Annotated in this window: 14 protein-coding genes; 6 read left to right on the plus strand and 8 right to left on the minus strand. The window is 72.4% G+C overall.

Going from position 1 to position 19413, the window contains the following annotated elements:
- Positions 1-12 precede the first annotated feature (12 nt).
- On the minus strand, positions 13-783 hold the full coding sequence (locus tag ABD254_RS14350; protein ID WP_344249100.1) for a sulfotransferase family protein: 771 nt from the start codon (positions 781-783) through the stop codon (positions 13-15).
- 446 nt (positions 784-1229) lie between these two features.
- On the opposite strand from ABD254_RS14350, the gene ABD254_RS14355 reads away from it, so the two are divergent.
- Genes ABD254_RS14355 through ABD254_RS14375 form a run of 5 tightly spaced genes read left to right on the plus strand, consistent with a single transcriptional unit; the run spans position 1230 to position 9063 of the window.
- Entirely contained in the window at positions 1230-3020 is a 1791-nt protein-coding gene (locus ABD254_RS14355; protein WP_344249101.1) for a glycosyltransferase family protein, read from the plus strand.
- A 17-nt stretch (positions 3021-3037) separates the two neighbouring features.
- Positions 3038-4306: a UDP-N-acetyl-D-mannosamine dehydrogenase gene (wecC, locus tag ABD254_RS14360; protein WP_344249102.1), complete on the plus strand. Its 1269-nt coding sequence runs from the start codon at positions 3038-3040 to the stop codon at positions 4304-4306.
- Between the two features lie 44 nt (positions 4307-4350).
- On the plus strand, positions 4351-6372 hold the full coding sequence (locus ABD254_RS14365; protein WP_344249103.1) for a CDP-glycerol glycerophosphotransferase family protein: 2022 nt from the start codon (positions 4351-4353) through the stop codon (positions 6370-6372).
- Entirely contained in the window at positions 6372-8234 is a 1863-nt protein-coding gene (locus ABD254_RS14370) for a hypothetical protein (protein WP_344249104.1), read from the plus strand. The genes ABD254_RS14365 and ABD254_RS14370 overlap by 1 nt, the downstream gene beginning before the upstream one ends.
- A gap of 1 nt (position 8235) precedes the next feature.
- Positions 8236-9063 carry an acyltransferase gene (locus ABD254_RS14375; protein ID WP_344249105.1) on the plus strand — a complete coding sequence of 276 codons (828 nt, stop codon included), beginning with the start codon at positions 8236-8238 and terminating at the stop codon, positions 9061-9063.
- 61 nt (positions 9064-9124) lie between these two features.
- Here the strand turns inward: ABD254_RS14375 and ABD254_RS14380 are convergent, their stop codons facing one another.
- The 4 genes from ABD254_RS14380 to ABD254_RS14395 are packed head-to-tail and all read right to left on the minus strand — an operon-like array spanning position 9125 to position 13819.
- On the minus strand, positions 9125-10804 hold the full coding sequence (locus ABD254_RS14380) for a DUF6270 domain-containing protein (RefSeq protein ID WP_344249106.1): 1680 nt from the start codon (positions 10802-10804) through the stop codon (positions 9125-9127).
- Positions 10801-11958 (minus strand): non-hydrolyzing UDP-N-acetylglucosamine 2-epimerase, encoded by a 1158-nt coding sequence (wecB, locus tag ABD254_RS14385; RefSeq protein ID WP_344249107.1) that lies wholly within the window; start codon positions 11956-11958, stop codon positions 10801-10803. Before wecB ends, ABD254_RS14380 begins: the two co-directional genes overlap by 4 nt.
- 3 nt (positions 11959-11961) lie before the next feature.
- Entirely contained in the window at positions 11962-12906 is a 945-nt protein-coding gene (locus ABD254_RS14390) for an ABC transporter ATP-binding protein (protein ID WP_344249108.1), read from the minus strand.
- Positions 12893-13819, minus strand: a complete 927-nt coding sequence (locus ABD254_RS14395; RefSeq protein WP_344249109.1) for an ABC transporter permease — start codon at positions 13817-13819, stop codon at positions 12893-12895. The genes ABD254_RS14390 and ABD254_RS14395 overlap by 14 nt, the downstream gene beginning before the upstream one ends.
- Positions 13820-13901: 82 nt before the next feature.
- Between ABD254_RS14395 and ABD254_RS14400 the strand changes: the two genes are divergently transcribed.
- Entirely contained in the window at positions 13902-15215 is a 1314-nt protein-coding gene (locus ABD254_RS14400; protein WP_344249110.1) for a UDP-glucose dehydrogenase family protein, read from the plus strand.
- Positions 15216-15257: 42 nt separating this feature from the next.
- Here the strand turns inward: ABD254_RS14400 and ABD254_RS14405 are convergent, their stop codons facing one another.
- The 3 genes from ABD254_RS14405 to ABD254_RS14415 are packed head-to-tail and all read right to left on the minus strand — an operon-like array spanning position 15258 to position 19365.
- The gene (locus ABD254_RS14405) at positions 15258-16265 is read right to left on the minus strand and encodes an LCP family protein (protein ID WP_344249111.1); all 1008 of its coding nucleotides are present in this window, start codon (positions 16263-16265) and stop codon (positions 15258-15260) included.
- Entirely contained in the window at positions 16262-17920 is a 1659-nt protein-coding gene (locus ABD254_RS14410) for a glycosyltransferase family 4 protein (RefSeq protein ID WP_344249112.1), read from the minus strand. The genes ABD254_RS14405 and ABD254_RS14410 overlap by 4 nt, the downstream gene beginning before the upstream one ends.
- Positions 17917-19365, minus strand: coding sequence for a glycosyltransferase family 4 protein (locus tag ABD254_RS14415; protein WP_344249113.1), 1449 nt, complete (start codon positions 19363-19365; stop codon positions 17917-17919). The genes ABD254_RS14410 and ABD254_RS14415 overlap by 4 nt, the downstream gene beginning before the upstream one ends.
- Between the last annotated feature and the right edge of the window lie 48 nt (positions 19366-19413).

Here is a 19413-nt window from a genome sequence, read left to right on the forward strand (position 1 = left end):
CGGACGCGACGCTCAGACGGTCGAGGGGGAGTCGTAGCCCAGAGCGGCCAGCGCCGGGGCGAGGTGGGTCTCGACCGTCGTGAGCTGGTCGGGGCTGAGCCGCTCAGCCCACCCGGGGCGCCCGATGGCGCCGGGCGGCGTCGTCGCCCCGCTGAACGGGGTGCGCTCCTCGTCCTGCTCGCGCAGGAAGTCGTCGACCTCGGGCGCCGGGTCGAGGCCCAGGAACTCGAGCAGGCGGTGCGTGGCAGCCACGCCGTCCGCCACGAGGTCCTCGTAGCGCAGCTCGTGGTACCGGCGCGGTCCGACCTTGCGCCCGATCGCCCGGGAGGCCTCGACGTGCCTCGTCCAGACGTCGCACGCCTCCTCGAGGTCCACCCACCCCTTGTCGACGAGCGACGTGACGACGTCCCGGCCGTCGCGGGTGATGTGCACGAACTGGCACCGCGGGAACAGCCTGGCGACGTCGTCGAGCAGCCCGGGGTCGGTCTTGGCGTCGGCGTAGTGCGGGAACTTGTCGCCCCAGCGCATCTCGTCCGTGGCGCCCAGGCGGCGGTAGAAGTCCCGCACGATGCCGGGTACGTGGCTGCGGAACGTCTCCAGGAAGAGCTGGCGCTCGGCCATGAGCGCCATCCGGTCCTTGCTGTGGCGCGTGAGGGCGCGGTGCATGAAGGTCATCACGCGCGTCTCGTTCGTCAGCAGGATCTCCGGGTGCCGGTCGAGGACCTGCACCAGGTAGGAGGTGCCGGATCGGGGTGCACCGATCACGAAGAAGGGCGGTTGCATTCGGCTCCTTGCGTGCGCGATGTCCGGATGGTGGGGCCGGGGTTCAGGCTCAGGCTCGTCTCGACGCCTCCTCCATCATGCCGACGATCCCGCGAACTGCCTCGCCGTCCCGCCGGATCGCGTCGTCACTCCGCGGTGGCTGCGGCGTCCCGCGCGACCGCGGGTGAAATCCGACCGACCCGTCCTCATGCTGAACATCCGGTGTCGGCCGGGTGAACGCCGCCGGTACGATTGCCCGCGGCCGGTATCGACGAGGACCGGCCACCAGACGTGCGGGCCTCGGTCGAGCGCGTCCTGCCCGCACCTCCGTCCGACCGAGGATTGACACACGCTCCATGCTGGTTCCTGGGACACGGCGTTGGCCCGTCGTGACCGCACGAAGGGCGCTGTGGCATCTGCGACAGGGCGGTTTGTCCCAGTTTCGGACGTTTCTCCGGCGAGAGCGGATGGTCGGCGCCCACCCGGCTCGGCGCGCGAGGATCGAGCACGACCGCGTGGTCTACGACCCGTGGCCCTTCCCCGACCGTGCGCCCGCCCGCACGATCCGCGCCGGCGTGATACTCGACGACTTCTCCCGGCTGGCGTTCGGCTACGAGTGGGAGCAGGTGCTGCTCGAGCCGTCGTCGTGGCGCGAGCAGCTCGACGGTCTGGACCTGGTCTTCGTGGAGTCGGCCTGGAACGGCAACGGCGGCGCGTGGCAGTACCACTTCACGGGCCCGTCGGCACCGCGCCCGGCGCTGGTCGAGCTGCTGGCCGCGTGCCGCGAGCGCGGCATCCCCACGGTCTTCTGGAACAAGGAGGACCCGGTCCACTTCGAGGACTTCGTCGCCACGGCGGCCCTGTTCGACCGCGTCTACACGACCGACGTGGGGCGCGTGGAGGCCTATCGGGAACGGCTCGGTCACGACGGTGTGGGGGTGCTGCCGTTCGCCGCGCAGCCGGCGGTCCACAACCCGGTGCGCACGCACGGTGAGGGCCCGGGGCGTGACGTCGCGTTCGCGGGCACGTGGTTCGCGCACAAGTACCCGGAGCGGCGCGAGCAGGCCGAGATGCTGCTCGGCGGGGCGCTGGACGTGTCGCCACGCATGGAGACGGGGCTGGAGATCTTCTCCCGGTTCCGCGGGCAGGGGGACCGGTACGAGTTCCCCGAGCCGTTCGCGTCGCGCGTGGCCGGGTCGCTCGACTACGCGCAGATGCTCACCGCCTACCGCGACTACAAGGCGTTCCTCAACGTGAACTCGGTGGTCGACTCGCCGAGCATGTGCGCGCGGCGGATCTTCGAGATCACGGCGTGCGGCACGCCGGTCGTGACGGCGCCCAGCGCCGCGACCGGCGAGTTCTTCGGCGGCGACGAGGTCTTCGCCGTCACCACCCGCGCCGAGGCCGCCGACACGGTGCGCGCCCTCGTGCGCTCGCCCGAGCTACGCGACCGCGCCGTCCACCTCGGGCAGCGGCGCATCTGGCGCGAGCACACCTACGGCGCGCGGGCGCAGCTGGTGCTGCACGACGTCGGCCTCGCGCCGACGGCGGCGCTGTCGCGGCCGAGCGTCACCGCGATCGTCTCGACCAACCGTCCGCACCGGCTCGACGACGTGCTGCGCACGCTCGGCTCGCAGGCCGGGGTGCAGGTGCAGCTCGCGCTGCTCACGCACGGCTTCGGCGTCGACGACGAGGCCGATCTGCGGATGCGCGCCACGGAGGCGGGCGTCGAGGACCTCGTGCTGCTCCACGCAGGCACCGACGTGCCGCTGGGCGGGTGCCTCAACCGGCTGGTGGACGCGGCGGACGGCGACGTCGTCGCGAAGCTCGACGACGACGACCTGTACGGGCCCCAGTACCTCTCGGACCAGCTGTACGCCTTGGCGTACAGCGGCGCACAGGTGGTGGGCAAGCAGGCGCACTACATGTACCTGGAAGCCCACGACGCGACCGTGCTGCGCTTCGCGGAGCGGGAGCACCGGTTCACGGACTTCGTGATGGGCCCGACGATCGTCGCGCGCCGGGACACGGCCGCGGCGGTGCGGTTCGGCGAGACGTCGACAGGCGAGGACACCGCGTTCCTGCGCGGGGTGGTCGATGCCGGGGCACAGGTGTACTCCGCCGACCGCTTCAACTTCGTGCAGGTGCGCGGCGGTGCGGGAGCGACGGGGCACACCTGGCAGATCTCCGAGGCGGGTGTGCTCGCCAGCGGGGACGTCAGGTTCTACGGGCGCGCCGACCGGCACGTCATCATCTGATCGGAGGATCGCACGGCATGGAGCTGAGCACTGTCGGTGTGGTCGGGCTGGGTTACATCGGACTCCCGACCGCCGCCATCCTGGCGTCCCAGGACGTCAAGGTGATCGGGGTGGACGTCAACCCGGCCACGGTCGAGGCGATCAACCGCGGCGACGTGCCGTTCGTCGAGCCCGACCTGGCGACCTATGTGGCCGGGGCGGTGCAGCACGGCACCCTACGCGCCACGGACGTCCCCGAGCCCGCGGACGCGTTCATCGTCGCCGTGCCGACGCCGTTCGCCGGTGACCACGTGCCCGACCTCTCCTACATCGAGGCGGCGGCCCGCTCTCTCGCGCCGGTCCTGCGGGGCGGCGAGCTGGTCATCCTGGAGTCGACCTCCCCGCCCGGAGCGACGCAGCGGATGGCGGACTGGATCCTCGAGGCGCGCCCCGACCTCAGCCTCGACGGCGCCGACGGTCGCCCGCAGATCCACGTGGCGCACTGCCCGGAGCGGGTGCTGCCGGGCCGCGTCATGATCGAGCTCGTCACGAACGACCGCATCGTCGGTGGCCTCACGCCCCAGGCTGCGGAGATCGCCAAGGGCCTCTACGCCGTGTTCTGCCAGGGCGAGATCCTGCTCACCGACGCCGTGACGGCCGAGACGGTCAAGCTGGTCGAGAACTCGTTCCGCGACGTCAACATCGCGTTCGCCAACGAGCTCTCCCTCGTCGCCGACCGGCTCGACGTCGACGTCTGGGAGCTCATCCGGCTGGCGAACCACCACCCGAGGGTGAACATCCTGCAGCCGGGCCCGGGGGTCGGCGGCCACTGCATCGCGGTGGACCCGTGGTTCATCGTCGACGCCGCCCCCGAGCAGGCACGGCTCATCCGCACCGCGCGCGAGGTGAACGACGCCAAGCCGCAGTGGGTCGTCGACGAGATCGTGACCGCGGCGCGGGAGGTGGGCGCCGCGACGGTCGCCCTGTTCGGGCTGGCGTTCAAGCCGAACATCGACGACCTGCGGGAGTCGCCCGCGCGCACCATCGCCGCTACGGTCGCCGACCGCCTTCCGGAAGCGCGGGTCCTCGTCACCGAGCCGCACATCGACGCGCTGCCGCCAGAGCTCGCCAACCGGCGGAACGTCGAGCTGGTCGCCATCGACGACGCGGTGCGTCGCGGGGACGTGCTGGCGCACCTCGTCGCGCACGGCGCGTTCCGCGAGCACCGCGACCAGAACGGTGCGTGGGCGCTCGCCGGCAAGAAGGTGCTCGCGTTCACGGGGCCCAGCGGAACGGCGGCCCCATGACCGGCTCGCGCTCCCCGTCACCGCACGACTCGTCAAGGACCCGGATGACCGACACACGACCTGTCCTGCTCACCGTCGTCATCGAGTCCGACGGTCCCGTCGACCGCGAGTCGGAGACCTACCGCCGGATCGTCGGGGCGCGGCTGCGCTACGAGACGCTGTTCGACGTCGCGCTGGTCGACGGCCCGCTCACGACGGCGCGGGTCGCCGAGCTCTGCGCGCGTCTCGGCAGCACCTACGTCGTCTTCGTTCGCGAGTCGCACCAGATCCCCGCCGCCTTCCTGCCGACGCTGCTCGACTACCTGCGCAAGCGGACGGTGTACTTGGCTGAGCCGACGGTCTACACGGGCCCGGTCCCGAGGGACGTCGGCGCCACCAGGCTCGACGACCGGTATCACTACGCGCGCGACACCGACGTCTACGGGGTGGCGTTCCACACCCGGCGCCTGGCGGACCTCGTCGAGGCCGCGGGCGACGTCGAGCGGTCCGCGCTCTACCTCGCTTACCGGCTCTACTGGTCGATCGCCAAGGTGACGCCGCTCGCGGTCGGGTACTCGTACGCCTCGGACACGAAGGCCGTCATCGGGGTCGGGGCCGGCCCAGGCACCGCGCGTCTCGTGCCGCTGATCCCCACCGCGTCGCGGGAGCTGCGGCTGTACGTCCTCCGGTACCTCGTGCTCTTCCTGCGGGGGCTGCGCTCCCGTGGCGAGTGCGGGGTCGGCCTCGACCACCTGCGCGACCTGATCCGGGAGCTCGACCTCATCGGGCTCGTCGGAGCTGCGGTGCGTGAGCCGCTGGAGTCCTCGTGGATCCGGTGGATCGACGATCCGTCGACGACGCGGTACCTCTACAAGCGCCTGACCGGCAGGGACGCCTACCTGGAGTTCGCCCTGGACGGCGCGCCGCAGGCCGAGGTGCCGCTGTACCGGGTGCGTCTGGGCGACGAGACGGTCTCGATCGGCAAGTCCTACCGCCCGGGCGACGACCGACCCGGGCACGACGACCCGGCGGTGTACGACTTCTACAGCCGCCCGGTGGGCCTGTCCTCGACGATCCTCTTCTTCGACCGGCCCGGCCAGGCCGACGACAACGCCGAGCACCTGTACGAGTACTTCACGGCGCACCACCCCGAGTACACGAAGGCCTACTTCGCCCTGGCGCGCAAGTCTCCCGACTGGGACCGGCTCGAGCGCAAGGGATTCCGGCTCGTCCCGATCTTCACGCCCGAGTTCTACGAGCTGTTCCTGGTCTCCGACCTCGTCGTCTCCTCGCAGATCTACAACCTGCAATACCGCGGAAAGACGCTGGCCAACTCGCGCTTCGTCTACCTGCAGCACGGGGTCCAGCTCAACGACATGACCGACTGGGTCATCTCCAAGCACTTCGACGTCTTCGTCGCCACCGGGGAGATGGAGGCGTCGTACCTGCGCACGGTCGCGCCGGTGGAGACCCTCAACTCGGGGCTGCCGCGGCTCGAGTCGCTCGCGCGGGTCCCGTCGGAGCACCGGTACCTGCTGTTCATGCCGACGTGGCGGTTCAACCTGCACCAGCTGTCGACCGAGAGCTTCAAGCAGTCGGACTACTACCGGTCGATCGACGCGCTCTTCACCGACCGCGTGCTGCTCGACCACCTGGAGCGGACCGACCGGTACCTGCACGTGAAGCTGCACCCGAACGTCGAGAAGCGGTCGTCCACCTTCCACTTCTCGGACCGGATCCGGCCCACCGACGTGAGCTACCGGGACGCGATCGCCTCGGCCGAGATGGTCTTCACCGACTACAGCTCCGCCGTGATCGACGCTGCGTTCATCGGCACGCCCATCGCCTACTACCAGTGGGACGCCGAGGGCTTCTTCCGCGAGCAGCCCTACGAGAGCCGGCTCGACTACTCGACGGAAGGGCTCGGGCCGGTCTTCTACGACCACGCCGACGTCGTCGACCACGTCGTGGGCGGCCGGTACGCCGTCCCCGACGACGAGATGGCGCGGCGCAAGGAGCGGTTCTTCGAGGGCGTGGACCCGTCGCGGATCAACGCGACCGTCGTGGAAAGGATGCTGAGCCTGTGATGAAGAAGGTGGTCCGCCGCGCGACGGCGCTGCGTTCGGGTGCCCGCTCCATGGCCTACTCCGCCCCCGTGCGGGCCGCGGTCCGCACGGTCATGTCCGCCCCGGCAGGGGCGCCGGTGCGGCGGGTCGTGGAGTCGAAGGGGCTGGACGGCGCGGCGCGGCGGCTGATGTCGGAGCAGCTCCCCGCCGGGAAGTACTACGCGAAGCTGACGATCGACGACTGGGAAAAGCATCGGGGCCGGTCGTTCCGCCTGCTGCAGGGCTCGACCGTCGTCTACGGCAACGAGATCGAGCCGCCCGCACGGGGATCGGCGCTCGAGTACCGGAACATCGTCGTCACGTCGAAGGACCCGGGCCGGTTCAGCCTGGACATCGACGCCCCCTTCTCGCTGAAGATCGGGCACGGGGCGTTCACGACGCCGCAGCAGATCGAGTACGACGAGCGCTACGGGGTCGAGCAGCACGGCGACGTCTTCTACTCCGTGCGCGGCAACACCACGAACCCGTCCAGGCTGCTCGTCACGTTCCCCGGCTTCGGGCCGTCGACGTCGCGGATCTCGTACGCGGTCTCGTACCTCAAGGACCTCGACGAGGACGACCTGCAGGACACCCTGATGGTCTGCTTCCAGGACCGCTACCTGGTGTCCGGCTCGTACATGCTCGTCGACAACGGGGGCAGGCCGCTGTACGACCGGGTCCACCGGGTGATCGACGACCTCGTGAGGCGGCACGGGATCGCGCAGGACGACGTGATGTTCTTCGGCGCCTCCAAGGGAGGCAGCATCGCGATCACCTACGCGAAGGAGTTCCCGCAGGCGCACCTGCTCCTCGCCGTCCCCCAGATGAACCTGCCGTACTACTTCAACAAGCCGTTCTTCAAGGACAGCCTGTTCCGGATGCCGCAGCTCCGGGAACTGGATCAGCCGCAGGAGCTGCTGCGGCGGTACTTCGCCGAGGGGCGGAAGATCGACTACTTCTACACGAACGACGACGAGCTGAGCAATCACTCGCTGATCGAGCTCGTGCACGACGTGGAGAACCTCACCAAGTACCGGGTCGGCGGCGTCCACGGCGCGGTGGCCAAGAACGCGCTGCCCGCGATGCTCGGGGTGATGCGGCGGTTCATCGCGCCGCGCTCCGAGCACGCCCTGGGCTGCGACGGCCTCCGGACCTTCGTCGAGGGGGACTCCGTGCGGCTGCAGCTACGGCTCGACGACTCGAGCAAGGACCTGCCGTCCAGGGCGAACACCTTCGTCGAGGGCACCCTCGGCCGCACTCGCTTCCTGCAGATCCTGTCGAGTCACGACTACCCGTTCGTCAGGTACATGGACACCTCGCAGCGCCTCTACCCGGCGTACGACCGGCTGGTCGACATCGACCGGGTCACCGTGCTGGACGCCTCCGGGGACCGGTACAGCGGTCCGCTGCCGGAGAAGATCGCGGCCGACGGCGCACCCGCCGACCTCGAGCTGACCACCGCGCCGCTGCAGCTCGAGACCGACGGCGTCCAGGAGTACGCCGTCGTGGACGACACGCGGCTGGGGCGGTTCCGGTACCGCAGCGCGCCGGCCGCGCCGGACGGCGACACGCTCGAGGTGCACGTCGTGAGCACCATGGGCGAGGACGGCGGTGAGCCGCTCGTCGCGAGCAGCGACCGGGCCCGGTTCGTCGCCCGCGTCGCTCCGAGGGGTGACGGGGCTCTCGTGCACCTGATCGTCCTCCGGCTGGTGGTCGCCGGGGGCGTCTCCCGGCTCCGCGTCGTGGTCGAGGGTGGGCCAGCCGAGGCCGCGCGGGCGCTGCAGGACATCGCCTGGGACGACGTCGAGCTCGTCGCCGACGACGTGCGCACCGAGGCAGGCTGAGATGGCGGCGCCCTCGCAGGTCATCAGGAGCTACGGCGACGTCGATGGCATCCGGGACAACGTGGTCCACCTGAACCCGGGCGCGGGTGGTGAGCTCGTGTCGTCGTCGATCGAGTTCGTCGGCACCGGCAACGTGCTGCACGTCGAGGACGGCGCCAAGCTGCGGAACACGAGGCTGCGGTTCCTGGGGAACGACTCCGTGATCCATCTCCGGCGCTCGGCGCGCTACACGGAAGTGGTCGCGACGCTGTTTCACGAGTCCGTGCTGTACCTCGGCCCCGGCAGCTCGTTCACCTCGGCCGCCCGTTTCATCCCGTCCGAACGGCGCCACGTCATCGTGGGTTCCGACGCGATGTTCTCCTCCCGGGTCGCGTTCCGTACCGCCGACCCGCACCTCGTCTACTCCGCGCACGATCACCGGCGCGTCAACCCGAGCCGGTCGGTGTGGGTGGGTGACCACGTCTGGCTGGGGGAGGACACCCTGTTCCTCAAGGGCGCCCGCGTCGGCTCGGGCAGCATCCTCGGCGCCCGGGCGGTGGTCACGAAGGAGATCCCCTCCAACACGTCGGCCGGCGGCGTCCCGGCCCGGGTGATCGGCACCGACGTCTTCTGGACCCGGCCGTCGGTGCACGCGTGGACACAGGACCAGACCGACAGGGGCGCGTCGCACCCCGGGGACGAGTTCCTCTTCGCCTCGGACGCCGACACCCTCGACGTGGACGCGCTCGAGAAGGAGCTCGACCGGGCCGCGACCTCCGCCGAGCGGGCGGCCTGGTGCGAGCGGCTCGACGCCCTGACCTCGAAGAACCGGTTCTGCATCGGCCGCTGACCGCGTCGGCTTTCGAGCCCCCGCCGCGAGACGCCCGGGCTCGCCGGATCGGGCGATCGGCTCAGCGCCGCGGGTCGGCGGCGGCCTGCGCGATCCGGTCGACGTCCGTCCAGTGGGACAGGTCGCGGCCGGTGAGCTCCTGCACGAAGTCGACGTCGGCGCGGTAGAGCTCCACCAGCACCCGGAGCTCGGCCGCCGACAGCGGGCTCGCCGCGCGCATGATCGCGGCGGTGGCGTTGCGGTTGACCGGCGCGGCAAGGGCCTTGTCGCTCGCGCTGTGCTCGGGAGCCGGCGCCCCGATCGCGCCGAGCGCCTGCGTGAGGAACCCGCGAGGATCGGCCACGAGGTCGTCGTGGAGGAGCACCTTGAGGCGGTCTGCCCCGACCATGCTCGCCCAGTGCCGGTAGTGCCGCTCGTAGGCCCCGATGCCGAGGATGCCGCGGGTCCCCGCGGCCTCGAAGATCGACGTGCCGGCCGCGACCTTGCCCAGGACGACGGCGTGCCAGTAGGCCGAGATCGCGCGGGAGACGGGGTCGCGCAGCGAGACGAGGAGGGGCGCGTCGTCCGGCAGGTAGTCGCGGACGATCGCGGCGCTGTCCTCGCGGCGCGGGTCGAACCGGTCGCCCTCGCTCGTCCAGAAGTAGAGGAAGGACCGCTGTCCGCGCCATCGCTGCTGGCCGGCGTCGGCGAAGACCTTGAGGTAGGCCGCGCGGGACTTCGGGTTCTCGATGCGCTTGCGGCCGGACAGGATCGGGCCCTGGGAGATCGGGGCCATGAAGACGTCGGGGTGGGCGCTCAGGTGCTGCTCGAGCCAGGCCGTCCCGGCGCGTTGCGCCCCCAGCAGGAGGAAGTTGGGCCCGCCCTCGAGCTTCCTAGGGCTCGTGCCGGCGTCGGACCCGCCACGGGCGGCGTGCGAGGCCCGCGTGGACGTCCGCGTCGGGCTGCGTCGCGCGCCCGACGCCGTCGACGTGCCGGCGCCGGGGCCGTCGTCGGCACGCCAGACGGCGCGGCCCGCGGTCCCGGTGAGCATCTTGACGACGCGGAGGTAGACGTCCTCGGCGTAGTGGAACGGAGCCTCGCCCCAGGGGTGGTTCGGGCTCGATGCGACCTCGTCGGGCTGAAGCGAGACGACCTGGGCGCCCAGGGCCTGCGCGGCCACCTGGACATAGGCCCGCAGCACGGGGTTCGCCTCGGCGGCCGAGACACCGAAGCTGTCGGGTGTCGAGGCGCCGGTCTCGGAGCGCTCTGCCCAGGGGATGTCGAGCAGGGCCACCGCGGCCTGGGGCATGTGGTGCCGGATGAGCTCGCCCACGGCGGCGATGCCCTGGGACCAGTACTGGAAGTGCTGGTCGCTGCCGAAGGCGAGATGCTGCGACCCGGCGGGCAGCTGCTGCTCCGCGCCCGACTGGATGAGCTCGGTGGACCGGGTGACGACCGACCCGTCGGGCAGCACGTAGGCGCCGAGCCGCTCGTCGGTGAGGTCGACGAGCACCAGGTCCGTCCGCGCCGCCGCCTCGGGGATCAGCACCTGCAGGCTGGACGCGAAGTCGCCCGCCACCATGCGCTGCTGGAACGGCGACTCCAGGGTGGGGGGGTCGATCAGCGTGACGGGGCGGGTGTACGCGCTGAGCGCGGACTGCCGGGCCACGTACTGGTCCAGGACGAACCGGGCCGGGTCGAGGTGCTCGAACGTGTCGCGCGACACGCACGAGCCGTAGATGAAGACGCGGGTCTTGCTCATCGGTTTCCTTCAGTTCCCCAGTCCGCCGGTCGCGGGCCGAGATCGAGCAGGTGGGTGATGGCGGCGACCGAGCGCCGCGCGCCCTGGCCGTCGCCGTAGGGGTTCGTCGCACGAGCCATCGCCTCGTGCGCGGCTGGGTCGGTGAGCAGGGTCGTGACCTCGTCGACGATCCGGTCCTCGTCCGTCCCGATCAGCCGGACGGTCCCGGCCGACACGGCCTCGGGGCGCTCGGTGTTCTCGCGCAGCACGAGCACGGGCTTGCCGAGGCTCGGCGCCTCCTCCTGGATGCCCCCCGAGTCGGTGAGGACGACGGAGGCGAGCGCCAGGAGCCGGGTGAACTCGCCGTAGCCCAGGGGCTCGGTCACGGTGACGTTCGGGTGGGCATGGAGATGGGGGAGGAGCGCCTCGCGCACGACGGGGTTGCGGTGCACGGGCAGCACGACCTGGGTGTCGGGGAAGCGCTCGGCCAGCCGTCCGAGCGCCCGCCCGATGCCGTCCATCGCGTCGCCCCAGCTCTCGCGCCGGTGCGTGGTGACGAGCAGCACGCGGCGGCCGGAGTCGGCGAGGTGCTCGAGCGCCGGGTCGGAGAACGGGGGCTTCTTGTCGACGGCAGTCAGCAGGGCGTCGATGACGGTGTTGCCGGTGACCACGATCGGGGCCCCGTCGAGGGCCTCGCGCACCAGGTTGGCGCGGCTGGTCTCCGTCGGCGCGAGGTGGAGCGAGGCGAGCTGCGAGGTGAGCCGGCGGTTCGCCTCCTCGGGGAACGGCGAGTTGACGTCCCCCGAGCGGAGCCCCGCCTCCAGGTGCACGACCGGGATCCGCCGGTGGAAGGCGGCGACGGCCGCCGCGGTCGACGTCGAGGTGTCGCCCTGGACGATCACCGCCGCCGGCCGTTCAGCCGCGAGCACCGGGTCGAGGCGCTCGAGGACACGGGCGACGATCAGCGACAGCGGGGCCCCGTGCTCGAAGATGTCGAGGTCGTGATCCGGGGTGATGCCGAAGAGCTCGTTGACCTGATCGAGCATCTCGCGGTGCTGGCCCGTCACGACGGTCACCGGGTCGACGACGTCGCTGGCCTCCAGCGCCTTGATCACCGGGGCGACCTTGATGGCCTCGGGGCGCGTGCCGTACACGGTCATGATGCGCGGCCGCATCGGCTACCTGCCCTTCGGGTTCGTGGTCGAGACGCCACGCGGCCTCACGTGACGGGAAGTGTACCGACGTGGCGAGCGGGGTTCCTCCACCCGGACCTGCGTCTGCTCGCGCTCGGCGAACGCTTCCTCGATGAGTCTCTTCGCGACGTCGGGCTTGTCCTTGGCGATGGCCCACGCCCACTTGCGGTAGCGCACGGCCACGTCCTCCGCGGGGCCGTCGAGCACGAGGCGGCCGTGGTTGAGCCAGATGGCCCGGGTGCACGTCTCCTCGATGGTCTGTGCGGCGTGGGACACGAGGAACACGGTGCCAGCGCTCTTGCGCAGCCCCTGCATGCGCGCCTCGCTGCGCTCCTTGAAGGCAGCGTCGCCCGTGGCGAGCGCCTCATCGATGAGCAGGATGTGCGGGTTGGAGGCCGTCGCGATGGCGAAGCGCAGTCGGGCCCCCATCCCGGACGAGTAGGTCTTCATCGGCAGGTAGATCGACTTGCCGAGGCCCGCGAGCTCCTTGACCTCCGGGACGGCGGCCTCCGCCTGCGCCGGCGTCAGTCCCATGGCCAGGCAGCCGAGTCGGATGTTCTCCTCGCCGGACAGGTCGGGCACCAGGGCGGCGTTGACGCCGATGAGGACCGGTGTGCTCTCGGCGAGCACCCGGCCCTTGGTGGGGTTCTCGAGGCCGGCGATGATCCGCAGCAGCGTGCTCTTGCCCGACCCGTTCTGGCCCACGAGCCCGACCTGCTCGCCGGACCGCGCGACGAACGAGATGCCGGACAGCGCTCGGACGATCACCTTGGGGTCGTTGCCGAGCACGGTGCGGGCGGCGCGGGCGATCGGGTTGGCCCGGCGGCGGCGCTCGGCGGCGTCGGTGGACGGGACGCGGTAGCGCACGCTGACGTCCTGCACGGCCACCGTGGCCTGCGCGAAGGGATCGGCGAGGTCAGGCACGGCCATAGGACTCCTCCGCGCGCCAGAACACGAAGAAGCCCACGACGAGCGTCCCGAGGGCCCAGCAGCCCAGCCCGATCCAGGTGGACACGGCCGGCACGACACCGTAGAGCAAGGTGTCCCGAGCCCCGTCGAGCACCATGTACATCGGGTTCGCCTCCATGATGCCGACGATCCACGGGTAGTCCTTGAAGCGGTCGATCGAGAAGAACACCGCCGAGCCGTAGAGCCAGAACCGCATGAGCACGCTGATGAGCTGGTTGAGGTCGGGCAGGGCCGAGGCAGCTCGGGCCAGCAGCAGTGCCAGCCCGGTGGTGAACACGACCTGCAGCGCGAGGACGGCAGGAAACAGGGCAGCGGCCGCGGTCCAGTGCTCCTGCTCAGGCAGCACGAGGAGCAGGACGAACATCGCGCCGAGGGTCGGGGCCAGGTTGAGGATGCCGCGCAGCACCACGGAGATCGGCAGGGAGGCCCTGGGGAAGGTGAACGCGCGGATGAGGTTGCGCCCGCTGGCGATCGACTTCGCCCCCCCGGTCACGCACTGTGTCGTGAACTGGAAGAGGAAGACACCGACGATCAGGTAGCCGAGGAAGTTCTCGATCCCTTCCCGTGCTCCCAGCACCACTCCGAAGATGAGGAAGTAGGCGAGGCCGTTGAGCATGGGGTTGATGACCAGCCAGGCCTGCCCGAGGACCGTCTCGCGCGTGCCGCTGGTGACCTTGGCGCGGGCCTCTGCCCACAGGAAGTACCGCCGCTTCCAGAGCTGTCCCAGGTAGGCCCGCACCGGCGGACGAGCGCCCACCTGGGCGAGGCGGCCCGACGAGACGACCTCCAGCGCGGTGGACTGCCCCCTGAACAGCTCCGCGTACAGGTCGCCAGGGCGCGTGGCGCCCGGGCGAGCTTCAGCCTCGTCAGTCATCGCCCCGCATTCTAGAGTGAGCCGCGAACCGGTCCGGCGCGCAGGTGCGCGTGCCGGCGCCTCGGCGAAGGGCGGCAAACGCGTGAAGATCTCGGTGATCGGCCTGGGCTACCTCGGTGCCGTCCATGCGGCGAGCCTGGCGAGCCTGGGGCACGACGTCGTGGGCATCGACGTCGACGAGGCCCGGGTGGACGCTCTCGGAGCAGGTAAGGCGCCATTCTTCGAGCCTGGCCTGGATGAGCTCTTGACGCAGGTCGGGGGCACGGGGCGGCTCACAGTGTCCACCGACCTGTCCCAGGTCGCCGGCGCGCGCGTGCACTTCGTCTGCGTGGGGACTCCGCAGCGCACCGACGGCAACGCCGCCGACCTCCGGTTCGTCGACGCTGCCCTCGACGCGCTCGCCGAGCACCTCGCACCGGGTGAAATCGTCGTGGGGAAGTCCACTGTGCCGGTGGGCACGGCGGCCCGGCTGGCGGGGGTCCTGGGCACCACGGTGCCGGGCGCGGTGCTCGCCTGGAACCCGGAGTTCCTGCGTGAGGGGTTCGCGGTCAAGGACACGCTGCACCCCGACCGGCTGGTCTACGGCGTCCCCGAGGGTCCGGCGGGCGAGCAGGCGGTGGCGGCGCTGGACGAGGTGTATGCGACGCCGCTGCGCGAGGGAGTCCCGCGCATCGTCACCGACTATCCGACGGCGGAGCTGGTCAAGGTCGCGGCCAACTCGTTCCTCGCCACCAAGATCTCGTTCATCAACGCGATGGCCGAGCTGTGCGAGGTCGCCGGCGGCGACGTCACGCGGCTCGCCGACGCCATCGGCCACGACGCGCGCATCGGCCGTCGCTTCCTCAACGCGGGGCTGGGCTTCGGGGGCGGGTGCCTGCCCAAGGACATCCGCGCGTTCATGGCGCGCGCCGACGAGCTCGGCGCGGGCGACGCGGTGGCGTTCCTCGGTGAGGTGGACGCGATCAACACCCGGCGCCGGGCCCGCATGGTCGAGCTGGCGACCGAGGTCCTCGGCGGCTGGGTCGACGGCGCCGAGGTCGCGGTGCTCGGGGCGGCCTTCAAGCCCGACAGCGACGACGTGCGCGACTCGCCGGCGCTCGACGTCGCGGCACGCCTCGCGGAGCTGGGCGCCCTTGTCACCGTGCACGACCCGCAGGCGATCGACAACGCCCGGCAGAAGGAGCCCGGCCTCCGCTACGACCGTGACCTCGAGGGCGCGCTGGCCGGTGCCGACGCGGTCCTCGTGCTCACCGAGTGGCAGCAGTACAGGGACCTGGACCCGGAGCGGGTCGGCCGCCTCGTCGCGCAGCGCACGGTGCTCGACGGGCGCAACGCGCTGAGCAGGTCGGCGTGGACGGCCGCCGGGTGGCAGTACCGCGCCCTCGGCCGCCGCTGACGCGACCGGGCGCTGACGCGACCGGGCGCTGACGCGACGGGCTCAGGGGGCGTAGCCGGTCCCGTACCGCTCGACGTACGCGTCGAGGTCGTCGCCGCGGATCGCGTCACCGAGGTCGGCGGCCTGCGCCTCGTCGACGAGGTTCACCGACGCCCCGCCGCGGGTGCCGAACCCCGTGAGGGGCACCATCAGCCCGACGACGTCGTCGCGGCCGAGCTCGGCGGCCAGCGGCACGAGGTCGACCAGGTCGGCGGGCTTCAGGTCGCCGGTGAGCTTCACGTTCCCTGCCATGAGCGGCACGAGCTTTGCGAGCGCCTTCGGCTCGTCCGCGCGCTCGGCCAGGCCGGCGAGGATGCCGGTGACGGCGGCGCGCTGCCGCTGCGCGCGGTCGAGGTCGCCCAGCGGCAGCGTCTTGCGCTCCCGCACGTAGATGAGGCCGTCGGTGTTCTCCAGGCTGATGCGGCCCTCGGGGAACTCGACCACCCGCCCGGTGGACAGCACGGTCACGGTCGACGCGTGCGCGTTGTCCACCTCGATGCCGTCGAGCGCGCGGGTCAGGGCGATGAATCCGTTGAAGTTGGTCTGCATGACGGCGTCGACCTCCGCGCCGCCGAGCACGCCGGACACCGTCTCCACAAGGGTGTCGGTGCCGCCGCGCGCGAACGCCGCGTTGATCTTGCCCTCCCCGAGGCCGGGGATCGGCACCCACATGTCCCGTGTGAAAGAGACGAGGTACAGCCCGGACCGGTCGGCGGGCACGTGCGCGAGCATGATCGTGTCGGCGTTGCCGCCGAGGCTGGCCGGGTCGCGCGAGTCCGTGCCGACCAGCAGCACGTTCACCGGTCCCTCGGGCAGCGGGTCGGCCTTCTCGCTCGGCGACGGTGTCGGTGCCGGCTGCTTGGTCGCCGGGGAGGCGGGGCGGCTCGCAGTGACGGTCGGGGCGGCCTCCGGCGTCGTCGTCGTGCACGCCGCGAGCGCCGGGGCGAGCAGGCCCGCCAGGGCGGCGAGGGCCGCGGTGCGGCGTCGGGCTCGGGCAGGCGTCCGCGTCATGGGGCCTCCTTGGGTCGGGCGACCCGGGCGTAGACGTCGTTGTAGCGCGCGACGAGCCGGGTCCAGGTGCGCTCGCGGGCGACGTCGCGGCCAGCGGCGACGAGCGCGGCGCGGTGGGCGTCGCCGGTGAGCAGGCGCGCGACGGCGCCGGCCCAGGCCTCGACGTCGTCCGCCTGGACGAGCACGCCTGCGGGGTCCCCGCCGTCCAGCGGGGAGAGCACCTCGGCGAGGGCGGGCAGGTCGCTCGCGACCACGGGGCGGCCGAGCGCCATCGCCTCGACGGGCTTGAGCGGCGTCACGAGCCGGGTCACGCGGTCCGGTCGGCGCGGCACGAGCACCACGTCGAGCGCCGCGAGGTAGGTGCGGGCGACGTCGCGGGGCACGCGGCCGGGCAGGATCGCGTGCGCGCCCAGGCCCAGCTCGTCCGCGAGCCGCAGCAGCCCGGGCCGGGCGACGCCGTCGCCCACGACCAGCGCGCTGACGTCGACGCCGCGCGAGCGCAGCAGCGCTGTCGTCCGGAGCACCGTGTCGAGCCCCTCGTACCCGACGAGGCTGCTCACCGTGCCGATCACGAACGGTGCCGTGCGCAGCCCCAGCGCCGCCCGTGCCTCGGCCGGATCCGGGGCGGGCGCGAGCAGCTCGGCGTCGACGGCGTTCGGCACCACCGTGATCCGCTCGCGCGGCACGCCCCGGCCGACGAGCTCGTCGCGCATCGTGCCGCTGAGCGTCACGACGTGGTCGGCGGCCAGCGCGAGCTCGGTCTCCTTGGCGCGCATCAGCGCGTACCGCTCGGACGCCGCCGCCCGCTCGCGCGCCTCGGGAGTGGGGTGGGACGCCGCCCAGGTCTCCTCGGGCAGCCCGCGCACCTCGTACACCCACGGCAGCCCGCACCGGGCGGCCGCGGCCCGCGCGGCGTCGCCGGTGGTCCATGGCGTCGTGGCGTGCACGACGTCGGGCCGCCGCCCGCCGGCGGCGCGGTCGAGCGCGCGGGCGAGCAGGTCGACGCCGTCGTCGAACCGGCGCCGCTGGTCGGCGGGCAGCGACCGCGGCACCAGCCGCCGGTAGGGGACGCCGTCGACGACGTCGGTGCCGCGCGCCCCGAGCGCCCCGACCGTCAGCGGGTAGCCCGACCGCGTGGACGCGGAGACGGCGAGGCCCGCCGTGCGCTGCGCGGTGAGGATGGCGTGGGTGCGGAGGGTGTAGCCGCTCTGGGTGTGGGGCAGGGAGTTCGTCAGGTGGTGGTGGACCGCCACCGGGCCGCGGATTTCACCCGGTCCCGATCGAGCCGGTTTTTCACCCGCTGCGGCCCGCGGTGCGTCCGCATCGTGAGACGAATCCGGGGTCGGCTCCAGCAGCGCGACCTGGCCGAGCAGGGACTCGCGCACCCGCCGGGCCGACCGGGCGGTGGGGGCGGCGGCGCGGAGCGCGCCCACGTCGCCGGCCTGCCACGCGGCGCGCAGCCGGCCTGCCGGCCCCGTCGTGCCGTCGCCCAGCAGCCGCTCCGCCCACGGCACGACGACGGCGCTCACCCGGGCGGGCGTGCGCCGGGCGGCCTGCAGCGCCAGCCATGCCGGGTCGGTCGTCAGCGCGCCTGCGACGAAGGACGCGGTGAACCGCAGGTTCCGCGCCAGCTCCCGGATGCGGGGTGCGCTCACCGGGTCGCCTCGCCCTCGTCGGTGGAGCTTGTCGAGACCACGGACGAGGTTTCGACGAACCCGGCCGGCGTGGTGGGGACAGCCCCGGTGAGCTCCCGCAGCAGCGCGACGTACTTCGCGGCCAGGACGTCGTCGTCCGCGTTCTCGGCCACCCACCGGGCCGCGAGCGGCTCGACGTCGGGCACGGCCTCCGTCGCGGCCCAGCCCGCCCACAGGTCCGCCAGCGCGTCGGAGTCTCCCGGGGAGATCACCGACCCGGCCCCGGACCGGCGGACCAGTGCCGCCGCCTCGCCCGCGACGCACGCGGTGGCGTAGGTGCCGGACGCCATCACCTCGTACAGCTTGGACGGCACGGTCCACTCGAGGGGCTTCCAGTCGCGCAGCGTCACGACCACCGTGTCCGCCCAGGAGTAGAGGCGGCGCACCTGCTCGTGCGGCACCGGACCCACGAAGGAGACGGGGGCGTCCAGGTCGGCCGCGAGCCGCTGCAGGGCCGGCACCTCGGAGCCCGTGCCCACGATCCGCAGGTCGATCGGCAGTCCGCGCCTCGCCACCAGCGCCGCGGCGCGCACCACGCACTCCAGGTCCTGCGCGCGACCGACCGTGCCCGCGTAGACCGCGCGCAGGGGGCGGCGGGGCGCGGTCACGTCGGCCCGGTCGGCCAGCTCGCGGGCCTCGTCGCGTGCCTCGTCGCGGGCTCGGTCGGCAGTCTCGTCGCGCGCCGGGTCGGCCGCGTCGCGGGCGTCGAGGGGGCGGAACGACGTGCCGTTGCGCACCACCGTGACCCGTCGGATGCCTCGCTCGAGCAGCACCTGGGCGAACGTCTCGGTGGTCGTGACGACGGCGTCCGCGCGGGCCTGCAGGCGGCTCACGGCGCGGTGCGCGGCGGCGCGGAGCCCCGACAGCGCGCGGGCCCGCGCGGGCCGGTCGTTGTCGAGGATGCCGCTCGGCTCGATGAGGTCGGGCCAGGCGTCGCGCATCTCGACGACCAGGCGCGCCCGCAGGAGGCGGGCCAGGGCCCAGGCGGCGAACATCGACGGGATGCCCGGCACCGTGCCGATCACGACGTGCGGCCGCGCCCCCCGGCGGCGGAAGTACCGCACGCCGAGCCACACGGAGCTGGCCGCCGCGATCGTCTGGTCGAGCGTGCGCGACAGCAGCCGCGGGGAGTGCGGGCGGAACCGCACGCGGACCACCCGCTCGCCGTGCCGGCCACGAGTGATGCTGCCGGGCCGGTAGCGGGCGTCGTCGTCCTGGAGCCGGCCCGTCGGGTAGTGCGGCGGCGGGGCGAGGACCGCGACGTCCAGCCCCGCGGCCATGATCCGCGGGGTCAAGGTGTCCCAGCGCCGCTGTGGTGCGCCGTGCTCCGGCGGGTAGTGGTGGGTGACCAGCAGCAGGCGGGGTCGCGGGGTCTGCGACGGTGCCCCCGTCGTCGTGCCGCGCATGTCCCGCCCCTCGTGTCGCCGTCGTCGGTCCGGTGCCCACGGCCCGGC

Source organism: Isoptericola hypogeus (assembly GCF_039531145.1).
Taxonomy (GTDB): Bacteria; Actinomycetota; Actinomycetes; order Actinomycetales; family Cellulomonadaceae; genus Isoptericola; species Isoptericola hypogeus.

Coding starts and splice junctions, on each gene's coding strand:
- wecB (WP_344249107.1), bottom strand. CDS start 11,958: ATGCGGCCGCGCATCATGACCGTGTACGGCACGCGCCCCGAGGCCATC.
- ABD254_RS14390 (WP_344249108.1), bottom strand. CDS start 12,906: ATGGCCGTGCCTGACCTCGCCGATCCCTTCGCGCAGGCCACGGTGGCC.
- ABD254_RS14415 (WP_344249113.1), bottom strand. CDS start 19,365: ATGCGCGGCACGACGACGGGGGCACCGTCGCAGACCCCGCGACCCCGC.
- ABD254_RS14395 (WP_344249109.1), bottom strand. CDS start 13,819: ATGACTGACGAGGCTGAAGCTCGCCCGGGCGCCACGCGCCCTGGCGAC.
- ABD254_RS14365 (WP_344249103.1), top strand. CDS start 4,351: ATGACCGACACACGACCTGTCCTGCTCACCGTCGTCATCGAGTCCGAC.
- ABD254_RS14370 (WP_344249104.1), top strand. CDS start 6,372: ATGAAGAAGGTGGTCCGCCGCGCGACGGCGCTGCGTTCGGGTGCCCGC.
- ABD254_RS14380 (WP_344249106.1), bottom strand. CDS start 10,804: ATGAGCAAGACCCGCGTCTTCATCTACGGCTCGTGCGTGTCGCGCGAC.
- wecC (WP_344249102.1), top strand. CDS start 3,038: ATGGAGCTGAGCACTGTCGGTGTGGTCGGGCTGGGTTACATCGGACTC.
- ABD254_RS14375 (WP_344249105.1), top strand. CDS start 8,236: ATGGCGGCGCCCTCGCAGGTCATCAGGAGCTACGGCGACGTCGATGGC.
- ABD254_RS14355 (WP_344249101.1), top strand. CDS start 1,230: ATGGTCGGCGCCCACCCGGCTCGGCGCGCGAGGATCGAGCACGACCGC.
- ABD254_RS14405 (WP_344249111.1), bottom strand. CDS start 16,265: ATGACGCGGACGCCTGCCCGAGCCCGACGCCGCACCGCGGCCCTCGCC.
- ABD254_RS14350 (WP_344249100.1), bottom strand. CDS start 783: ATGCAACCGCCCTTCTTCGTGATCGGTGCACCCCGATCCGGCACCTCC.